We start from the raw sequence: 16,729 nt of genomic DNA on the forward strand, positions 1-16,729 counted from the left end.
TGGACAGTGTTAAGGAACGGTCAACGGGGTCTTCTTCTTCACCTCGCCGACGATGCAGAGCGTGCTGGGGTTTACCCCGCTCCAGTGCGGCCTGACCTTCCTGCCGGTGGCGATCCTGATCGTCGCGGTCGCGCCGCTGACCCCGGCACTCGTGGAGCGGCACGGCGCGAACAGGGTGGTCGGCGTGCTGAGCCTGGGCCGGGAGGCGTCGGGCATCCTCGGCGTCGGCGCCGTAGGACTCGTCGTGTCCACCCGCGAGGCCGCCGCCAGGGCGGACGGCGCCGATCCGGTCGTGGCGTTCACCGCCGGTTACGCCGACGGGCCGCGCGCCGCGTGCCTCCTCCTGATCGCTGGCGCGGTGATCGCCTGGCGCACCCTGCCGGGACGCGCCCCCGTCCCCGCCTTCACCGCCGCGCCCGAAGAGGTCCCGGCCTCACTGGAGAGATGACCATGTGGAAACGCGTCTCCGCGGCGCTGACGGCCGCGGTGCTGGTGTGCTCGTCGTTCGGCCCGGCACGTGCCGCGGCGGAGACCGTCGTCACGACGGACGTCGAGGTGCCGATGGGGGACGGCGTGACACTGGCCGCGCACGTCAACGCGCCGCAGTCCCCGGGTGAGCACCCGTTCGTGCTGTTCCCGAGCGCGTGGGACCAGTCGGCCGCCCAGAGCCAGATCCCCGCGTGGAAGACCGCGAAGAAGGGATATGTAACGATCTCCGTGGCGATGCGCGGCTTCCAGGAGTCCGGGGGCGAGATCGACGTCGCGGGCCCGAAGACGGTCCATGACATCTCCACCCTCATCGACTGGGCGCTGGCGAACACCTCCGCCGACGGGAGGCGTATCGGCATCGTCGGGCTGTCCTATGCCGGAGGCATCAGCCTCCTGGCCGCCGCGCACGACCCCCGCATCCGGGCCGTCGTCTCGATGAGCTCCTGGGCCGACCTGGAACGGGCCTACTACCCGAACCGGACGAGGGCGGAGTTCGCGATCCGCGCGCTGTACCAGAGCGCCACGGCCAGCGGCCGCCCCGACGCCGAGATGACCGACTTCTACCAGGACTTCCTGGCGTTCGAGAACGAGGACTCCATCAGGGCGTACGCGAAGGTCCGCTCGCCCTCCGAGTACGCCGACGCCTTCCAGCGCAACAGACCGGCCGTCATGCTCGGGCAGGAGCTCAACGACCTGGCCTACGCGCCGGACCAGATCATCGACCTCTACGACCGGCTGCCCTCTCCCAAACGGCTGGAGTTGCGCCCCGGAGACCACATCAGCCAGTCGGCCCAGGGCATGATCGGGATCGACAACCCGCTGTGGAAGAACGTCCACCGCTGGCTGGACGCGCACGTGGCCGGCACCGACCGGAGCATCACCACCGAGGACCCGGTGCTGATCCAGCCCCGGACCGGCGGCGGCCTGCGCCCGGAGGAGACCTACCGGGACCGGCGGTCCATGCCGGGCACCGCCCGCCGCTTCTTCCTCGGCGGCGGGCTCCCCACCGGCACGGTCGGCGACACCCCGCCGGAACCCTGGTCCCGGACCATCACCCACGCCTACAACTGGGCGGTCACCCGCGAGGCCGTCTTCGTCTCCTACCTGCGCGAGGTCTTCGGCGGCGAACCGCCCCGCTCCACCCTCGGCCTCGTCGGCCGGGAGCACGCGATGATCTGGCGCGGCGACCCTATCCTCCGCTGGTCGAAGATCCGCGGCCGGGCGAAGCTGCACGTCACGATCACTCCTTCCGCCGAGAAGGGCACCGTCCACGCCTACCTCTTCGACGTCGACGCTGGGACCCCGACAAGGCGTTCCTGATCCGCGAAACCCCCTTCTCCTGGCGGAACGCGACCCCCGGAAAGCCCTTCGCCCTCGACCTGACCCTCCCCGACACCGCCTACGACCTGGCCCCCGGCCACCGCGTCGGCCTCGCCCTCACGACCCACGACGTCCTCTTCCGCTCAGAGAACGCCGACGACGCCCCGATCACCTTCAGCTCGTCCCCGACCGACCCCGCCTTCATCGAAGTCCCGATCCGCTAGGAAGGCCATAGTCGATCCCGGTATGCCCCCTGTGTCGGACTTCAGCGCCGTGCCAGCGCCAGCACGCTCAGGCCGAACATCAGGACGCCCAGGGGGAGATGGACCGACGGGATGTGCGCGATGCCGAGCGCGACCTGGACCGAGGCGAGGACGAGGAAGCCGGACGCGTGCCAGACGGGCCGGGTCGAGCCGCCGCCCGGCTTCCACGCCAGCACCGCCGCGAGCACGTACAGCATCGACGCCCCGTACATCACGCGGGCTCCGGCGCTGTGCAGCGTCTCCCCGTAGGGCGCGGTCAGCAGCAGTCCGGCGGAGGCCGCCTGGAGGAAGATGGTCAGGGTCTGCAGGGCGATCGCGATCCGCAGAAACGAGAAGCGGCGCTGTGCCGTCGCCTGGGTCGCCATGTCACGGTCCCCTTTCCGCCCGAAGGCGGTAGATCGATATGGTCTCACCAGCCCGACGACGCGGGCCCGCGAAAGGTAAGGCGACGAGGCGGTCGGAGCATGGGGACGGCGGGGACGAGCACCGAAGGGATAACCGGTGAGCGGCACCAGTTGATCAATGTCGCCTACCGGTTGCTCGGTTCACCGGCCGAGGCCGAGGATGCCGTGCAGGAGGCCTACGCGCGCTGGTACGCGCTGACGCCGAGCCGGCGGGAAGAGATCGTGTCCCCCGGCGCCTGGCTGACGACGGTGACGGGCCGCATCTGCCTGGACGTGCTCGGCTCGGCGCGCGCCCGGCGCGAACGCTATGTCGGCGCGTGGTTGCCCGATCCGCTGCCCGACCGCGCCGAGCGGGACCGCGGCCATGGCGCCGACCCCGCCGACCAGCTGGTCCTGGACGAATCGGTGACCATGGCCTTCCTCGTCGTCCTGGAGTCGATGACACCCGCCGAGCGGGTGGCGTTCGTCCTGCACGACGTCTTCCGGTATCCCTTCGCCGAGATCGCCGACATTCTCAGCCGGACCCCCGCGGCCTGCAAGCAGCTCGCGGCCTCCGCCCGGCGGCGGGTGCGCGTCACGCGGCCTCCGGCGGCGGGGGCCGGGCAGGCCGACGTGGTGCGGCAGGTCAAAGAGGCGTGGGAGGCCAAGGACATCGCGGCCCTCGTCGACCTCCTCGACCCGGCCGCCGTGATGACCGCCGACGGCGGCGGCATGGCCGGTACCGTCCTGCGCCCGATCGAAGGCGGTGCGCTCATCGCCCGGTACATGGTCGCCATCGCCGACAAGGTCCCGGGGCTCGAACTCCTGGAGCGGTCGGTCAACGGTGTGCCGGGCCTGGTGGCCCAGAGCGCCGGCGCCGTCGAGACAGTGGCCTCGTTCGACGTCGCCGACGGTCGCGTCACCCGGATCTGGGTGGTCCGCAATCCGGAGAAGCTGCGGCCGTGGGCGCGGAACGGCTAGGAGGATCCCAGGCGGGACCGGAGCCTCAATTCCGTGCGGCGGCCAGGGACTGCTTGGCGATGACGACCTGCTGGACCTGGCTGGTGCCCTCGTAGATGCGGAACAGGCGGACGTCGCGGTAGAAGCGTTCGACCGCGACGCCGCGCATGTAGCCGGCGCCGCCGTGGACCTGGACGGCGCGGTCGGCGATGCGGCCGACGGCCTCGCTGGCGAAGTACTTGGCGCAGGAGGGGCCCATGCGGGTGTCGGAGCCGTCGTCGAAGGCGCGTGAGGCCTCCATGACGAGGGAGCGGGCGGCGTACAGGTCGGTCTGGGAGTCGGCGATCAGACCCTGGATGAGCTGGAATTCGGCGATGGGGCGGCCGGACTGCTTGCGTTCCAGCGCGTAGGAGACGGTCTCGTCCACCAGCCGCTGGGACGCTCCGACGCACAGGGCGGCGATGTGCAGGCGTCCGTGCGCCAGGCAGCGCATCGCCGTGATGTAGCCCTCGCCGCGGCCTCGCGGGCCGCCGATCAGCGCGTCCTCGGGGACGTGGACGTCTTCCAGGTACACCTCGGCCGTCCAGGCGCCGTGCTGGCCCATCTTCTTGTCTTTGGGTCCGACGGTCAGGCCGGGGGAGTCGGCGGGGACGAGGAAGACCGAGATGTCGCGGGACGCCTTCTCCTTCTCCCCGTGCCGGGCGAAGACCATGAAGACGTCGGCGACGGGGGCGTTGGTGATGTAGCGCTTGCTCCCCGACAGGACGTAGCCGCCGTCGACCTGGCGGGCGGTGGTCTTCAGGCCGGCAGGGTCCGAGCCGGCCTCGTCCTCGGTGAGGGCGAAGGACGCCGTCCACTCGCCGGACGCCAGGCGGGGCAGGTGCGCCTTCTTCTGCTCCTCGGTGCCGCCCTCCATGAGGACGTGCCCGGCGATGCCGTTGTTGGTGCCGAACAGGGAGCGGAACGACGGCGTGGTGTAGCCGAGTTCCATGACGAGCCGGGCCTCCTGGGCCATGGACAGGCCGAGGCCGCCGTACTCCTCCGGGACGGCGAAGCCGTACAGGCCCATCCGGGCGGCGGCCTCCCGCAGTTCGGCGGGCATCTCGTCGGTCTCGTCTATCTCGGCCTCGCGGGGGACCACCCGCTCCCGCACCAGGGCGCGGACCGCGTCGGTGATCTCTTTGACGTCGCTGTCGTCCATGTGTTCCTCGCTCTTCTCCGATGCGGAATGTGTGACGGCGCTCAGCCGCGGGGGACCTCGCGCCAGGGCTCGCCCTCCCACTGGTCGGGCTCCTTGGGCAGCCCCAGCACCCGCTCGGCGAGGATGTTCTTGTTGACCTCGCTGGTGCCGCCCTCGATGGTGTTGGCCCTGCTGCGCAGCATGCCCCGCACCTCCGGCGGCATGCCCTCCGCGTAGGCGGCGAGATCTCCCGCACCGGCGGGGCCCTCCCAGGCGGTGGCGCCCAGCCCGAGCATCCGCGCGGCGGCGGCCTGCATGCGCTGGTTGAGCTCCGAGCCGTGGACCTTGCCGACGGAGCTCTCCGGGCCGGGCGGCAGGCCCGCCTTGAGACCGGCGCGGACCCGCATGTTCGTCCAGCCGCGGATCTGCTCCTCGCACCAGAGCCGGACGAGCTCGCCGCGGGTCCCGGCGTCGTCCCAGCCGTGGGGGAGCCCCTGTTCGGCGCGCTCGCGGGCGAGTCCGATCAGGCGGCGGCTGCCGGAGCCGCCGATCCGGTCGACTCCGCCGGAACCGGAACCCGAGACCATCTGGCGTTCGCCGCTGAGCGTCGCCCGCGCCACCCGCCAGCCGTCGTCGACCTCCCCGATCCGCTGGGAGTCCGGAACGAAGGCACCGTCGAGGAAGACCTCGTTGAAGTCGATCTCACCGCTGATGTGGGGAAGCGGCCGGACGTCCACGCCGGGCTGGCGCATGTCGATGAGGAAGTAGGTGATGCCCTTGCGCTTGGGGACGTCCGGGTCGGTGCGGGCCAGCAGCACCCCGAAGTCGGCCAGGTGCGCCCAGGTCGTCCAGACCTTCTGCCCGGTGACGCGCCAGCCGTCGCCGTCCCGCTCCGCCTTGGTCGACAGCGAGGCCAGGTCGCTGCCCGCGCCCGGCTCACTGAACAGCTGGCACCAGACCTCCTCGTTGGAGACGATCTTCGGCAGGAAGCGCAGCCGCTGCTCGTGCGTGCCGTACGCGAACAGGGCCGCCGCCGTCAGGTTCAGCCCCAGCGGGTTCAGCCTCGGCAGGTGGTAGGGCGCCAGCATCCGCTCGGCGGTCTGCGCGAACTTCCGCGACCAGCCCAGCCCGCCGTACTCCACCGGCCACTGCGGGACGACCAGCCCGCTGCGGGCGAACGCCGGGTACCACGCGCGGTACTCGTCCGGCGTCCGCACGGTGCGCACCACGCTGGGCCCGCCCCGTTCACCCGCCTCCCGCCAGGTTCGCGGCACTTCGCGTTCGATCCACTCCCTGACGGCGGCCCGCACGGCCTCCTCGTCACGGCACTCGGCCAGGGACGGGGTCTGGTTCATTCGGTTCCTCTCACGTCGCTCGGCCCGGCTTCCCGAGGACGTCGGCAAGCCCGGTGGCGGAAGGCGCTCACGGTCGGGCTCCTCTGGCCTCGGTCAAGCCGAGCTCCAGGGCACGCCAGAGGGCGCGCTTGGTGGCGGCCAGCGCTTCCGGGTCGTTCTTCGCGATCTGCTCGGCCAGCCGCTGGGCGGCGGGGCGCAGTTCGTCGGGGGCGACGACCTCGCTGACCCAGCCCAGGCGGCGGGCGTCGGCGGCGGTGACGCGTTCGTGCGCGCCCATCAGGGCCATGCGTGCGACGGGACCGAAGGCCGCGCGGCGGGCCAGGCCGATGGTCTCGAAGGCGCTGACCTGGCCGACCGAGACATGGGGGTCGAGGAAGGACGCCTGCTCCGAGGCGATGACGATGTCGGAGTCGACGACGAAGTGGAGGCCGCCGCCGGCGCAGACGCCGTTGACGGCGGTGACCACGGGCTTGGCGACGCCCAGGTGCCAGGCGGTCAGCTGGAGCGCGGCGCGTTTGGTGCGGCGTGACATCTCGCGGAGCGCGGCCGGGTCGCGGTTGAGCTGGACGACGTCCAGGCCGGTCTGGAAGGCCCGGCCCTCGCCGGTGACGACGATCGCGCGGACGTCCGGGTCGGCGTCCAGCTCGCGCCAGGCCTCGGGGAGGGCGGCCATCATCGCGGCGTCCATGGCGTTGCCGACCCGGGGGCGGTTGAAGATCAGCCAGCCGACGGGCCCGTGCCGCTCGACCAGAAGGGTCTCGCTCATGTTCGACCGGCCTCCCACTCTCCCGCACTGTTCCACGCATAGTTTATATTTGATATCCATATCATGGGAATGTCCGGGCCCGTGAGCCGGAGTCGCGGTGACACCGGCGGAGGCGAGGAGACAGAGCTTGACGACTGGGAAGATCACCGACGAAGGGGTGGCGCGGCTGCGCTCCCGCATCGGCGTCCCGCATCCCTACCCGGCCCCGCCGCACTACCGGCGGCCCGGCGAGGACGCCTTCCGGCACATCGCCTGGGCCTACGGCGACGACAACCCGCTGTGGTCGGACCCGGACTACGCGGCCGGCACCCGCTGGAAGGGCTCCATCGCCCCGCCCTCCCTCGTCGGCGGCGACAGCCTCATCGGCGAGGACTCCCTCACCGAGGCGGAACTCGCCCGCCAGGACGAGCTCAAGGGCGACCCGCTGCGCGGCGTGCACGCCTTCTACGCCGCCAGCGAGCGCGAATGGTGGGCCCCGCTGACCCCCGGCCACCGCGTCTTCCGGCGCACCGCGCTCGTAGGAGTCGTCGACAAGCCCAGCGAGTTCGGCGGACGCGGCATCCAGGAGTGGACGTCGCAGGCCTTCCGGACCGACGACGGAACCCTCCTCGGCGCCCAGTACCGCATGATGTACCGCACCGAACGGGAGAAGGCCCGGGAGCGCAAGAAGTACGACGACGTCGCCATCGAGCCCTGGACCGAGGAGCGCATCGCCGAACTCGACGCCCAGTACGAGGCGGAGAAGCCCCGTGGCGCCGAACCGCGCTGGTGGGAGGACGTCGAGGAGGGCCAGAAGATCAGCCCCCTGGTCAAGGGCCCGCTGACCGTCACCGACATGGTCTGCTGGCACGTCGGCATGGGCATGGGCATGTACAACGTCGCCCCCCTGCGGCTGGCGTACCGCAACCGGAAGAGGGTTCCGCGCTTCTACCACCGCGACGAGCTGGGCGTCCCCGACGCGATGCAGCGCGTCCACTGGGACCCGGCTTTCGCCCGCAAGTCCGGCAACCCCACCACGTTCGACTACGGCCGGATGCGCGAGACCTGGCTGATCCACGCCTGCACCGACTGGATGGGCGACGACGCCTGGCTGTGGCGGCTCCGCGTGGAGTTCCGCAAGTTCAACTACGTCGGCGACGTCCAGTGGGTCGAAGGCGAGATCGTCCGCAAGTACCTCGCCGAGGGCGACCGCCCCGCCGTCGACCTGGAGCTGCGCACCCGCAACCAGCGCGGCGAGGTCACCTCCCCGGCGTCGGCCACCGTGCTGCTGCCCAGCCGCGAGCACGGCCCCGTCCGCCTGCCCGACCCGCCGGGCTCCGCCACCACCCTGGAGGACGCGTTCGACGCGACCATCGACCGTTTCGCCCGGGACCGCTGATGGACGAGAACGAGCTGAGGCTGCTGCGCGAGTCCGTCCGCGAGGCGCTCACCGGCCTGTCGCCCTCCTCGGAGGTCCGCGCCCGGATGACGAGCGAGGACGGCTGGGACCGCGCGACCTGGCGTCGGCTCTGCAATGAGCTGGGCCTGTCCGGTTTCATGGTGCCCGAGGAGCACGGCGGCGGCGGATTCTCCGCCGTCGAGCTCGGCGCGGTCTTCGAGGAAGCCGGACGCACACTGCTGTGCGCTCCGCTGCTGGCCACCGCCGGACTGGCGATTCCGCTGCTGCTCGCCCTCGGAGACGCCGAGGCGCACAAGCGCTACCTGCCCGGCCTGTGCGACGGCTCCCTCATCGTCACGGTCGCCACGACCGACACTTCCGGCCGTTCGCTGGTCGAAGGCGGTACACCGGGCGTCAGGTCACAGGACGGACCGTCCGCTCCGGCGGGGGCCGACGCTTCGGGCAGTCGGCCAGGTGCGGACTGTGCGGTGGAGGTCGGGCTTCGGGACGGTGCCCCCGTCCTGTCAGGTTCCGTCGGTTTCGTAGTGGACGGCGCGGCGGCCGACGTGATCCTGGTGCCCGCCCGTACCGAAGAGGGAACGGCCGTCTACGCCGTGGCCGCGGACGCTCCGGGCGTCACCGTGACCCCTCTGACGACGCTCGACCAGACTCGCAGGCAGGCCAAGCTCTCCTTCCGGGACGCTCCAGCGACCCGGCTGGGTGAGGGCGACGCGACCGAAGCGGTGGAGAAAGCCCTCGACATCGCCCGCGCCATGCTCGCCGCCGAACAGGCGGGCGGCGCGGCCGTCTGCCTGGAGATGGCCGTCGAGTACGGCAAGACCCGCGTGCAGTTCGGCCGCCCCATCGGCAGCTTCCAGGCCTTCAAGCAGAAGGTGGCGAGCCTGCTCATCCAGGTCGAGTCAGCACGAAGCGCCGCCGAGGCCGCGGCACAGGCCGCCGCGGTCGCACTCGACCCCGACGCCGCGGTCCGGCTGCCCGGCCTGCCCGGCCTGGCCGTGGTGGCGTCGGTGGCGCGGATCTACTGCTCGGAGGCGTACGTCGCCGTCGCCGCCGAGAACATCCAGCTCCACGGCGGCATCGGCTTCACCTGGGAGCACGACGCCCACCTCTACTTCAAACGGGCCTGGACCGGCCGGGAACTCCTCGGCCGCCCCGAGGAGCACACCGAACGGCTCGCCGGGCTGCTCACCGCGCAGGCCGCGCCTTGAAAGGGGCCTGATGTGAACGGACCGAGGCACGGCCCCGAAGACGGAGGCCTCGCGGCCTTCCTCCTGGACCACGACGATCCCGCGGACATCCCCGTCCTGTACTGGAAGGACGGCTCACTCACCCGCGGCGAGCTCATCGAGGCGGCGGAGAGGCTGGCCGGACGTCTCGGGCCGGTGGCCGGGCTGCCCGTCGCCTGCCTGGTGGACGACGGGGTGCGTGCGATCACCGCGATGTTCGCGACCTGGCTGGCCGGGGGAGTCTACGTCCCGGTCAACGCCAGGCTCACCGACACCGAGGTGCGCGCACAGCTCCTCGCCCAGCGGCCCGCGCTGGTCGTCGTCGGTCCGGAGCAGGCCGGGAGGGTGCCGGAGGGCATCGGCGTGCTGGCGGAGGAGGCGCCCGGCCGCTGGACGGCCCTCCGCCCGCCCGCCGAGCCGCCCGAGCACCGGTTCGGCGAGGACGAGGCGCTGATCATGCGGACGTCCGGCACCACCGGGGACTCCAAGCCCGTCGTGCTGAGCCATAAGGGCGTCCGCGACGGCATCGACACCGTCATCGCCAAGCTGCGCGGCGGCAAGGCGAAGGGCGGCGGCCGGCCGCCGATGCCCAACCTCATCCCCACCTCGCAGGCGCTGTGGGCGGGTTCCTGGAACGCGTTGTTCTCCTTCCGCCTCGGCGCGCCCGTGGTGCTCCTGGACCGCTTCGACCCGGTCGACTACGCCGATCTGGTGCGGCGTTTCGAGCTCAGGTCCACGATCCTGGCGCCCGCGATGATGACGATGCTGCTGGAGGACCCCAGGGTCACGGATCTGGGAAGGCTGCGGTTCGTCCGCTCCGTGACCGCGCCCCTCGTCCCCGACCAGGCGCGGCGCTTCCGGGACCGGTTCGGCGTCGGCGTGCTGAACTCCTACGGCCAGACCGAGCTGGGCGGCGAGGTCGTCGGCTGGACCGCCTCGGACACCCGCGAGTTCGGCGAGAGCAAGCTGGGCGCGGTCGGCCGCGCCCATCCGGGCGTCGAGATCCGCATCCTCGACTCCGAGCGCCGCGAGCTCCCGCCGGACGAGGCCGGCGAGATCTGGATCAGGTCGCCGTTCGCCAACAAGGCGGACCTTCCCGCCGACCGGGTCGCCGACGGCTTCCTGCGCACCGGCGACCTGGGCCGCCTGGACGCCGAGGGGTTCCTGTGGATCGAGGGCCGGGTCTCGGACATGGTCAACCGGGGCGGCCTCAAGATCGTCCCGCAGGAGGTGGAGGCCGCGCTGCGCCGCCACTCGGCGGTCGCCGACGCCTGCGTCGCCGGGGTGCCGGACGCCCGCCTGGGCGAGGTGCCCGTGGCCTGGGTGCGGGTCGCCGCGGGGGAGGAGCGGCCGGACGAGGCGGCTTTGCTCGCCTTCCTCCGCGAGGGCCTCACGGGTTACAAGGTGCCGGTGGCGGTGCGCTTCGTGGCCGACTTCCCCCGCACGGAGATAGGCAAGGTGCTCCGACGCGAACTCGTCGCGAGCTTCGACGGATCCCGGTCCGCTGACGAAATGGAGAGTCGATGAGCTACCAGACCCTGGAGGTCACCCGCCGGGGCCGTGTCGGCTGGCTGGTGTTCAACCGCCCCGAGGTCCGCAACGCGATGAACAACGCGATGCGCGACGAACTCCGCCTGGCCTGGACGGAGCTGGCGCGGGACCCGGAGGTCCGGGTGATCGTCAACGCCGCCAACGGCAAGTCCTTCCAGACCGGCGCGGACGTGCTGGAGCTGGCCACCGACGGCATCGGCATGGAGCGCTACCGCAAGTCGGTGGAGGCCTGGGACATGGGCTTCACCAGCTGGCAGCTCGGCATCGACAAGCCGGTCATCGCCGCGGTGAACGGGGTGTGCGCCGGCGGCGGCCTGCACTTCGTGGCCGACGCCGACATCGTCCTGGCCGCCTCGGACGCCGCCTTCACCGACCCGCACGTCTCCGTCGGCCAGGTCAGCGCGATCGAGACCATCGCACTCATGCGCAAGATGCCCGCCGAGGCCGTCTTCCGGATGGCGCTCGTCGGCCGGTACGAGCGGATGGGCGCGGCGCGGGCGCAGGAGCTCGGCCTGGTCAGCGAGGTCATCGACCCGCCGGAGCGGCTGCACGACGCGGCGCAGGAGCTGGCCGAGAAGATCGCCCGCAACTCGCCCGCCGCGCTGGCGGCGACCAAGCGCGCCCTGTGGGGCGCGCTGGAGCACGGCCTCACCGACGCGTGCCGGGCGGGCGCGGCGGAGCTGACCGGTCTGTGGGGCCACCCCGACCAGGCCGAGGGCCCCGCCGCCTTCGCCGAGAAGCGCGAACCCCGCTGGAAGACCGACTGAGCCGAGACCACTCGTGCGCGGCGACCACCCGGGAAGTTCCCGTCCTACGGGTCAGAAAGGTCAAAGCCCCTTGAACTGCGGTGCCCGGCGTTCCGCGAAGGCCTTCATGCCCTCGCGGAAGTCGGGGCTCCGAGAGCTCAGCTCCATCGCGTACGCCTCCTCACCGAGGTGCCGCCGCAGATCGTGGTCGGGAGCCGAGGCCAGCAGGCTCTTGGTGAGTCCGAGGGCCGCGGTCGGCCCCGCCGCGAGCCGTGCGGCCAATTCCTCGGCGGTCCCGGCGACCTCCCCGGAAGGAACCGCACGATGGGCGATGCCCCATTCGGCGGCCTCGACCCCGTTGAACTTCCGGTCGAGCATGAGCAGCTCCCTCGCCTTGGCCACGCCCACGACCCGGGGCAGCAACCAGGTGCTCCCGGAGTCGGGGGTGAAGCCGCGCCGCAGGAACGGATACCAGAAGACGGCGTCCTCGGCGGCGACCGTGAAGTCCGAGGCCAGCGCGAGCTGCGCCCCGATCCCCACGGCCCAGCCGCGCACCGCGCAGACCACCGGAAGCTGGAGTTCCAGCAGCAGCGGGATCAGCCGGTTCGCCTGCACGGGCATCCGCCGCTGGATGCTCCCCGTCCGGGGCTTGGACGCCTCCTCGCCGCGCCTGTTGCGCCCGACGATGTCGAACCCGCTGCAGAAGTCGTCGCCCGCCCCCGTCAGCAGCACCGCCCGCAACCCGTCGTCGGTGGAGGCCGCTTCGAGTGTCCGGATCAGCCCTTCCATGGACGTGTCGTCGAGCGCGTTGCGCCGTCCGGGGGAGTCGAGGACGAGCCGGAGCACCCCGGCGTCGTCGGTCTCGACGTCCAGGCCGGGCACCGATGCGTAGCGGGTCATGTGGGCTCCTCCGGAGGACGGCTTGTAGCTTATATATAATAAACAGTCTAGTTCCAGGAGGATCCGTGTCCCACGCCGCCGAAGGCCCACGACTGCTGTCCGGACTGCGCGTGGTCGAGTGCTCGATGCTCGGCCCCGGCGCGGTCTCCACCCCGCTCGCCGACCTCGGCGCCGACGTGATCAAGGTCGAGCCCCCGTCCGGCGACTACATCCGCTCGATGAGCTGGCCGATCGTCCAGGGGAACTCCCTGCTGCACCTGCACATCAGCCGCGGCAAACGCAGCATCGTCCTGGACCTTCGCACAGAGGCGGGCAAGGAGACCTTCCTGGCGCTGGTCGCCGAAGCCGACGTCGTGATCGAGGCGATGCGCCCCGGCGGCCTGGACCGCCGCGGCCTCGGCTACGCGGCCCTCCGCGAGGTCAACCCCAAGGTCGTCATGTTCACGATCTCGGGTTACGGCATGACCGGCCCCTACCGCGACCTGCCCAGCCACGGCATCGCCTACGACGCCTGGGCCGGCACCGTCGCCCCCGTCCCCGGACCCGACGGCCTGCCCTCAATCCCCGACCACACGTCCATCGGCATCACCGCGGGCCCCCTCTTCGGCACCGCGGCCGTCCTCGCCGCCGTTCTGCGAGCCCGCGAGACCGGCCAGGGCTGCCACCTGGAGGTCGCCCAGTCCGACGCCGCCGCCGCCTTCGACTGGCTCCGCAGCGAAGGCCACCGCGCCTACACCCGCCCCGAGGACGAGGTGACCGGCAACCCCTCGGACGGCTACGAACGCCGCCCCCCGGGCACCGGCGGCATGGACGAGGGCGTCCGCTACCAGTTCTACGCCTCCAAGGACGGCCACGTGCTGTTCATGGCCTCCGAACGCAAGTTCTGGCAGAACTTCTGCGAGGCGGTCGGCCGCAAGGACCTCTTCGAGGCCGCTCCAGGCGAGAAGCTCGCCGACCACGCCCGAGGAGACCTGCGCCTCCGCCACGAGCTGGCCTCGATCTTCCGCACCCGCACCACCGCCGAATGGATCGGGTTCGGCTCGGCCCACGACGTCCCCATCGGCCCGGTCAACACCCCCGGGACCATCGCGGCCGACCCCCAGTTCGCCGACCGCATGCCCTGGCAGCCCGCCGACCGCCTCGTCGCCGACCAGCTCCCCTTCCCCGTCCGCGTGGTGGGCGAGGCCCCTCCCGCGGCCTCTCGCCCCGCCCCCGCGGCCGGCGAACACACCGCGGAGGTGCTCCGCGACGTCCTCGGCTACGACGACTCCCAGGTGGCCGCCCTCCGCGACTCGGGCGCCTTCGGCGACTGACGCAGCACCAGGTGGACGAGGGACGGACCGCACCGCCGCGCGGATCCGCGACTTCGTCCGCGTCACCGCGGATCCGCCCGACGCCTTACTGCGTAAAAGCGTCGGGCAGGTGAGCCCGTGCGGATCAGTCGACCGGACGGGCCCGCGGGGTGCCCGAGTCGCCCTCCTCCGCCGCCGTCGGGGCGTCGTCCTCTTCGTCCTCGGCCGCGCGCCTGCGGTCCAGGATGACCGCTCCGGCGATGACCCCGATGATGGCCAGGGCGGGGACGAAGAGGGCGATCGCCTCGACGGCGGGATGGTGGGCGAGGATCATGCGCCCGACCGCACCTCTGGACGGGCCGCCACCGCACGGGCCGTCCGGGAGACGCCCCAGCCGAGGGCGAGCACCAGGATCAGGGTGCACAGCAGCACCACCAGGGAGGCCGCGGCCCAGATCCAGCCGGGTACGTCCTGCTTGAGCTCGCGCTGCAGAATGGGCTGCTCGCCCTGGACGTCGCGGGTGAACCGGGGCTCCGCGGGCAGTTCCTTCGCGCCGATCACCGGGTCGGCCGGCAGGAAGACGGGGGCGGCGGCGAGCGAGCGTCCGTCGTGGATGCGCACGAGGGTCTTCCAGGTGCCGTCCAACGGCATCGGCTCGGTGGTGCGGTAGGTCGCCGGACCGGTCTTCTCGAGCCGGTCGACGTGCAGGCCGTTGCCGCCCTGCCAGGAGGTGACCTGGATCCAGGCGGGGTCGTCCAGCGGCCGGCTGAGCGTGAAGACGGCGTTCCCGTCGGCGGACAGTTCGGCCGAGACCTGCATGTCCTTCGGGATGGTGAAGATGAGGCAGTTGGCGACCGCGGCTCCGATGACGAGGAGGGACCCCGCGAACAGGCTGCGGCTGACGGCAGGGCGGGGGAGCCGTCCGGCCAGACCCTCGGCCAGCAGGACGCCCAGGACCGCGCCGGACAGACCGCCGGCCAGTGCCATCAGGACGCCTTCGACCAGGATGTCGGTGGTCCAGGGCAGCCGGAAGGCCACCTGCGTCCAGGCGTACTGGGCCGCGAACCCGGCGGTCCCCACCACGGCTCCGGAGACCACCCCGAAGACCATCGGACGCTTGATCAGTGCGAGCGCGACGAGCTCGATGAGCACGGCCTCGGCCAGGTACATGGGGACGGCGGCGTTGAGCTCGCCGATGACCGGGCCGACGGCCAGTGAGACGCCGCCGCGCACCAGCAGGTAGAAGACGGCGGCCAGGATCGCGCCGCCCCGCCCGACCCACAGCCGGGCGGTGACCAGGGCGCACCCGGCGGCCAGCGCGATGAGGAACGGCTGGTTGACCAGACGGAACTGCGGGACGCCGAAGTCGAACTCGGCCTGGAAGACCGACAGGCCGATGAGGAGGCCGCCGCAGGTCATGCCGCGCCGCAGGTAGGCGATCGCGGGGGAGGGCACGACGTCTCCGGCGGAGGCGCGGCCTTCGCGTTCCAGGACGAGCATGCCGACGAGGGACAGGCCGGCGCCGCCGATGAGCATCAGGTGGGTGGGTCCCCAGAGGGTGACGTCCTGGCCGAAGAGGCGGTGCCAGACGTCGTCCAGCGGGAAGCCGACCAGGGCGTAGAAGCCTGCGCCCGCGACGAGCGCGCCGCCCGCCGGGACGTACCAGGTGCGGGTGACGCGCAGCGGCGCCGGCCCGGGCTTCTCGCCGACCGGCATGGTCAGGGCGATGAGTCCGGCGGCGAAGATGCCGAACAGCCCGATCAGGATGGGGTAGTGGGCGATGTTGGCGAGCGGCCCCTCGTCCCGGCCGTGGGTGATGTGCAGGGAGATATCCCAGTACATCCCGAGCAGCGCGGTCATGAGGGCGAGCATGGCGACGACGGACGGCAGCGACGCCCAGCCGGGCAGCCCCCGTCCGATGCCCTTGGCGCCCAGCGAGGCCAGGGTGTCGAGCACCCGCAGCCGCCCGGTGCGGTGCCCGTAGCCCAGGGCCAGCAGCGCGACGGTCAGCACCAGTGCGACGCCGCTGGCGATCAGCACCTGGTCGAGCGCCGCGCCTCCGGCCGGTTTCAGCTCTTCGGCGAGAACTCCCATGAACAACTCCTCGAAGGGGGGTGAGACCACGCACCCTAATACCCCACTGGCTTATGTGTCATTCACCAATGTCTCGTTCACGGGGTTGAAACCCTGTGTCCTTCGCCACGGACGGCCGACGGCCCGCTCACGCCGCTTCGGCCTGGTGGCCCGCCACGCCGCCTCAGCCCTCCTGGGCTCCGGCCGTCCGGGACCGCGCGGCCTCGCACGTCCAGCGGGTGACCGCGTCCAGGGAGACCATCGCGATCTGGGCGGCCCGCTCGACCGAGACGCCCTCGGCATGGGCCGCCAGGACGGCGCGACGGACCCGCTCGGTCGCCGCCTCGTGCCGGAACCCCGCTTCCTGGCACTCGAAGCCCGCCTCGGCCAACTCGCTCAGCACGGCTGCCCGGCGCGCCTCCCGCAGACCCTCGGTATCCATCCGGGCGCGGGCCCGCGCTTCGAGTTCGGCGTGTTCCTGCTCGGTGCGAACCGCGACGCCGGCCATCCCCTCCAGTACCTCCAGCGCCTCACTCAAGGTCGCGGCGGCGTCCAGCGAGGCGCTGTAATCGGCGTCGACCTCCCACAGGGGATCGGTCGGCCCCATCCCATGGCGGCGCTCACCGGACTGACGCACCCGGTCCGACCACATCCCCACCGCCATCTGAGCGGTCTTCACCGCCTGCACGACCTTCTCGTAATCGCCCATCCCGGCCCTCCTCCTCCGATGTGCAGAAGTAGATCTCGTACTGGCGACAGCGCACCACCGGTGTCACCGCCGGTCCGCGCACCTCGACGCGGGTGTCGCGCCTTCGACGGGGATGAG

General features: G+C 71.9%; 17 protein-coding genes. 9 read left to right on the top strand and 8 right to left on the bottom strand.

The window, feature by feature from the left end; all coding sequences use genetic code 11:
- Positions 1–61: 61 nt before the first annotated feature.
- Genes ABD327_RS28895 through ABD327_RS37525 form a run of 3 tightly spaced genes read left to right on the top strand, consistent with a single transcriptional unit; the run spans position 62 to position 2,033 of the window.
- Positions 62–448 carry a hypothetical protein gene (locus ABD327_RS28895; RefSeq protein WP_344454906.1) on the top strand — a complete coding sequence of 129 codons (387 nt, stop codon included), beginning with the start codon at positions 62–64 and terminating at the stop codon, positions 446–448.
- On the top strand, positions 445–1,809 hold the full coding sequence (locus ABD327_RS28900) for a CocE/NonD family hydrolase (protein WP_344454908.1): 1,365 nt from the start codon (positions 445–447) through the stop codon (positions 1,807–1,809). The genes ABD327_RS28895 and ABD327_RS28900 overlap by 4 nt, the downstream gene beginning before the upstream one ends.
- A complete protein-coding gene (locus ABD327_RS37525) occupies positions 1,809–2,033 on the top strand; it encodes a CocE/NonD family hydrolase C-terminal non-catalytic domain-containing protein (protein ID WP_425547253.1) in 225 nt (74 codons plus the stop codon). The genes ABD327_RS28900 and ABD327_RS37525 overlap by 1 nt, the downstream gene beginning before the upstream one ends.
- Positions 2,034–2,074: 41 nt before the next feature.
- Here the strand turns inward: ABD327_RS37525 and ABD327_RS28905 are convergent, their stop codons facing one another.
- Positions 2,075–2,437, bottom strand: a complete 363-nt coding sequence (locus tag ABD327_RS28905; protein ID WP_344454911.1) for a hypothetical protein — start codon at positions 2,435–2,437, stop codon at positions 2,075–2,077.
- Positions 2,438–2,536: 99 nt separating this feature from the next.
- Between ABD327_RS28905 and sigJ the strand changes: the two genes are divergently transcribed.
- Positions 2,537–3,436 carry an RNA polymerase sigma factor SigJ gene (sigJ, locus tag ABD327_RS28910; RefSeq protein ID WP_344454913.1) on the top strand — a complete coding sequence of 300 codons (900 nt, stop codon included), beginning with the start codon at positions 2,537–2,539 and terminating at the stop codon, positions 3,434–3,436.
- A 25-nt stretch (positions 3,437–3,461) separates the two neighbouring features.
- Here sigJ and ABD327_RS28915 read toward each other — a convergent pair whose 3' ends face one another.
- The 3 genes from ABD327_RS28915 to ABD327_RS28925 all read right to left on the bottom strand — a co-directional run bounded on the left by ABD327_RS28915 (position 3,462) and on the right by ABD327_RS28925 (position 6,716).
- Positions 3,462–4,616: an acyl-CoA dehydrogenase family protein gene (locus ABD327_RS28915; protein ID WP_344454915.1), complete on the bottom strand. Its 1,155-nt coding sequence runs from the start codon at positions 4,614–4,616 to the stop codon at positions 3,462–3,464.
- A gap of 41 nt (positions 4,617–4,657) precedes the next feature.
- Positions 4,658–5,950 carry an acyl-CoA dehydrogenase family protein gene (locus tag ABD327_RS28920; protein WP_344454917.1) on the bottom strand — a complete coding sequence of 431 codons (1,293 nt, stop codon included), beginning with the start codon at positions 5,948–5,950 and terminating at the stop codon, positions 4,658–4,660.
- A gap of 67 nt (positions 5,951–6,017) precedes the next feature.
- Complete coding sequence (locus ABD327_RS28925; RefSeq protein ID WP_344454919.1) at positions 6,018–6,716, bottom strand: enoyl-CoA hydratase/isomerase family protein; 699 nt, start codon at positions 6,714–6,716, stop codon at positions 6,018–6,020.
- Positions 6,717–6,843: 127 nt separating this feature from the next.
- On the opposite strand from ABD327_RS28925, the gene ABD327_RS28930 reads away from it, so the two are divergent.
- From ABD327_RS28930 to ABD327_RS28945, 4 genes are read left to right on the top strand one after another with little or no spacing between them, the layout of a single operon-like run.
- Positions 6,844–8,094: a hypothetical protein gene (locus ABD327_RS28930; protein WP_344454921.1), complete on the top strand. Its 1,251-nt coding sequence runs from the start codon at positions 6,844–6,846 to the stop codon at positions 8,092–8,094.
- Positions 8,094–9,323 (top strand): acyl-CoA dehydrogenase family protein, encoded by a 1,230-nt coding sequence (locus ABD327_RS28935; protein ID WP_344454923.1) that lies wholly within the window; start codon positions 8,094–8,096, stop codon positions 9,321–9,323. The genes ABD327_RS28930 and ABD327_RS28935 overlap by 1 nt, the downstream gene beginning before the upstream one ends.
- A gap of 12 nt (positions 9,324–9,335) precedes the next feature.
- Positions 9,336–10,868 carry a class I adenylate-forming enzyme family protein gene (locus tag ABD327_RS28940; protein ID WP_344454925.1) on the top strand — a complete coding sequence of 511 codons (1,533 nt, stop codon included), beginning with the start codon at positions 9,336–9,338 and terminating at the stop codon, positions 10,866–10,868.
- Positions 10,865–11,659: an enoyl-CoA hydratase/isomerase family protein gene (locus ABD327_RS28945; RefSeq protein WP_344454927.1), complete on the top strand. Its 795-nt coding sequence runs from the start codon at positions 10,865–10,867 to the stop codon at positions 11,657–11,659. The genes ABD327_RS28940 and ABD327_RS28945 overlap by 4 nt, the downstream gene beginning before the upstream one ends.
- A 60-nt stretch (positions 11,660–11,719) precedes the next feature.
- Here ABD327_RS28945 and ABD327_RS28950 read toward each other — a convergent pair whose 3' ends face one another.
- On the bottom strand, positions 11,720–12,538 hold the full coding sequence (locus ABD327_RS28950; RefSeq protein ID WP_344454929.1) for an enoyl-CoA hydratase/isomerase family protein: 819 nt from the start codon (positions 12,536–12,538) through the stop codon (positions 11,720–11,722).
- A gap of 65 nt (positions 12,539–12,603) precedes the next feature.
- Here ABD327_RS28950 and ABD327_RS28955 point away from each other — a divergent pair, with 65 nt between their 5' ends.
- Positions 12,604–13,851 (top strand): CaiB/BaiF CoA transferase family protein, encoded by a 1,248-nt coding sequence (locus ABD327_RS28955; protein WP_344454931.1) that lies wholly within the window; start codon positions 12,604–12,606, stop codon positions 13,849–13,851.
- A 124-nt stretch (positions 13,852–13,975) separates the two neighbouring features.
- Here the strand turns inward: ABD327_RS28955 and ABD327_RS28960 are convergent, their stop codons facing one another.
- The 3 genes from ABD327_RS28960 to ABD327_RS28970 all read right to left on the bottom strand — a co-directional run bounded on the left by ABD327_RS28960 (position 13,976) and on the right by ABD327_RS28970 (position 16,612).
- Positions 13,976–14,164 (bottom strand): hypothetical protein, encoded by a 189-nt coding sequence (locus tag ABD327_RS28960; protein WP_344454933.1) that lies wholly within the window; start codon positions 14,162–14,164, stop codon positions 13,976–13,978.
- Positions 14,161–15,924, bottom strand: coding sequence for a hypothetical protein (locus ABD327_RS28965; RefSeq protein ID WP_344454935.1), 1,764 nt, complete (start codon positions 15,922–15,924; stop codon positions 14,161–14,163). Before ABD327_RS28965 ends, ABD327_RS28960 begins: the two co-directional genes overlap by 4 nt.
- A 163-nt stretch (positions 15,925–16,087) precedes the next feature.
- Positions 16,088–16,612 carry a hypothetical protein gene (locus tag ABD327_RS28970; protein WP_344454937.1) on the bottom strand — a complete coding sequence of 175 codons (525 nt, stop codon included), beginning with the start codon at positions 16,610–16,612 and terminating at the stop codon, positions 16,088–16,090.
- Between the last annotated feature and the right edge of the window lie 117 nt (positions 16,613–16,729).

Source organism: Actinocorallia aurantiaca, assembly GCF_039533685.1.
GTDB lineage: Bacteria > Actinomycetota > Actinomycetes > Streptosporangiales > Streptosporangiaceae > Actinocorallia > Actinocorallia aurantiaca.

What these genes read in the sequence shown, in the direction of transcription:
- ABD327_RS28900 (WP_344454908.1), top strand. Translation starts at nt 445, where the DNA reads ATGACCATGTGGAAACGCGTCTCCGCGGCGCTGACGGCCGCGGTGCTG.
- ABD327_RS28905 (WP_344454911.1), bottom strand. Translation starts at nt 2,437, where the DNA reads ATGGCGACCCAGGCGACGGCACAGCGCCGCTTCTCGTTTCTGCGGATC.
- sigJ (WP_344454913.1), top strand. Translation starts at nt 2,537, where the DNA reads ATGGGGACGGCGGGGACGAGCACCGAAGGGATAACCGGTGAGCGGCAC.
- ABD327_RS28915 (WP_344454915.1), bottom strand. Translation starts at nt 4,616, where the DNA reads ATGGACGACAGCGACGTCAAAGAGATCACCGACGCGGTCCGCGCCCTG.
- ABD327_RS28920 (WP_344454917.1), bottom strand. Translation starts at nt 5,950, where the DNA reads ATGAACCAGACCCCGTCCCTGGCCGAGTGCCGTGACGAGGAGGCCGTG.
- ABD327_RS28925 (WP_344454919.1), bottom strand. Translation starts at nt 6,716, where the DNA reads ATGAGCGAGACCCTTCTGGTCGAGCGGCACGGGCCCGTCGGCTGGCTG.
- ABD327_RS28935 (WP_344454923.1), top strand. Translation starts at nt 8,094, where the DNA reads ATGGACGAGAACGAGCTGAGGCTGCTGCGCGAGTCCGTCCGCGAGGCG.
- ABD327_RS28945 (WP_344454927.1), top strand. Translation starts at nt 10,865, where the DNA reads ATGAGCTACCAGACCCTGGAGGTCACCCGCCGGGGCCGTGTCGGCTGG.
- ABD327_RS28950 (WP_344454929.1), bottom strand. Translation starts at nt 12,538, where the DNA reads ATGACCCGCTACGCATCGGTGCCCGGCCTGGACGTCGAGACCGACGAC.
- ABD327_RS28960 (WP_344454933.1), bottom strand. Translation starts at nt 14,164, where the DNA reads ATGATCCTCGCCCACCATCCCGCCGTCGAGGCGATCGCCCTCTTCGTC.
- ABD327_RS28965 (WP_344454935.1), bottom strand. Translation starts at nt 15,924, where the DNA reads ATGGGAGTTCTCGCCGAAGAGCTGAAACCGGCCGGAGGCGCGGCGCTC.
- ABD327_RS28970 (WP_344454937.1), bottom strand. Translation starts at nt 16,612, where the DNA reads ATGGGCGATTACGAGAAGGTCGTGCAGGCGGTGAAGACCGCTCAGATG.